Below are 1,580 nucleotides of genomic sequence, written 5' to 3' on the forward strand. Positions count from 1 at the left end.
TTGGAGGTACTCAGGCGGCCTGATTATCAAATCACGGAGAAAGAATTGCTGGCGGCCTGGGTATTATTCGCCAATCAGTTGCTCAAATATGGCTATGCTATGGCTGATTTATGAGGGGATCCTTCAGGGTTGGGCATTGAAAAAACAACCTAATACTGATGAAGAGTCATTTGCGACCTTTGATATCACAGTTCCAGTTGAGTTTGGTGTTATTACCTCAATTAAATCAGGTATTAGCTATGCGGATCATGACGTAACTCAAACGACTGAAGCTGCGCAATCATCAAATATTACTGCAAAAGACGCCTCTGAATATTACTCAGGAACTATATCATCAGGTGCAGGTTTTACCTTACCTAAGCCTATCTTTGACAATATGATCAGAGATGCTTACGCCGCCATTGATGGCTTTACTTTAGACAAATCTGGTTACGGTACGCTTCAAGAGAAAAACTTAGCTCTATACACTATGGCCACATTTGCTGGTGAAGGTGTACGGGGGAATTTCGGTTTAAGATATATCTCTACCGATGTTGAATCGGATTATTACGCATTCAGCACAAAAGGTACTTATGCAGATGATTTAAGTACAGATAAGGCAAGCTATAATGATGTTTTACCAAGCGTAAACATTGCATTTGATTTAGCAAGCGATTTAATTTTAAGAGCATCAGCAGCACAGGTTATGTCTCGCCCTAACTACGCAGATCTTTTTGCGACTTCTAAATTACCTGGTTTTAACGACGGTACTCCAGGTAACGAAAAGAAAGTAACTGGGAGTGTGAATCTGTTGCCATTTAAAGCCTCTCAAGCAGATTTAAGCTTAGAGTGGTATTTCAGCGGCGAAGGTTTATTTGCAGCAACTTACTTTATTAAAGATGTTAGTTCATTTATTTCAACCCGTGAAAAATTAAATCAACAAATTGGTATTGAAGATCCAAACTTAGTGAGTCAAGGTGGTAGCTCCTGTGGTGCAGGTATATATGACTGTTGGACAGTGAGTGAAAACTATAATGCTACAGGTGGTTCAATCGATGGTATTGAACTGCAATTACTAGATTCATTCGATAACGGTTTTGGTTACTCCGCTAACTACACCTTTGCCGATGCAACCTCACCTGCTGAAAATTATGCTGATCGTGTAGGAGTGTTCTCAGACTCATCTAAGCACACTGTAAACTTAGTCGGTTACTACGAGATGGATGATTTCTCTGCTCGTATAGCATATAACTGGCGTTCAGAGTATATGATGCGTGAATTACCTGGTTTCTACGGTAACCGCGAGCATCAAGCTTATGGCACAGTAGATTTAAGTGCTAACTATAATGTGACAGATTATCTATCTGTAACATTTGAAGTCGTTAACTTACTTGAAGAAGACAGTATTCAGAAAGGTGTTTCACCTGTTGATGCAGAAGGTGTTATTAGTGAATTTAAAGATAACTACCCAGTACTGAAGGATCCCCTCATAAATCAGCCATAGCATAGCCATATTTGAGCAACTGATTGGCGAATAATACCCAGGCCGCCAGCAATTCTTTCTCCGTGATTTGATAATCAGGCCGCCTGAGTACCTCCAA

Annotated in this window: 1 pseudogene; it reads left to right on the plus strand. The window is 40.3% G+C overall.

The annotated features are described in order from the left end of the window. Nucleotides 1–121: 121 nt before the first annotated feature. Nucleotides 122–1,488: pseudogene (locus tag AEA42_RS19085) on the plus strand (TonB-dependent receptor); the annotation flags it as partial. Nucleotides 1,489–1,580 lie beyond the last annotated feature (92 nt).

Origin of the sequence: Shewanella sp. Sh95, from assembly GCF_001308045.1 — a bacterium.
GTDB lineage: Bacteria > Pseudomonadota > Gammaproteobacteria > Enterobacterales > Shewanellaceae > Shewanella > Shewanella xiamenensis.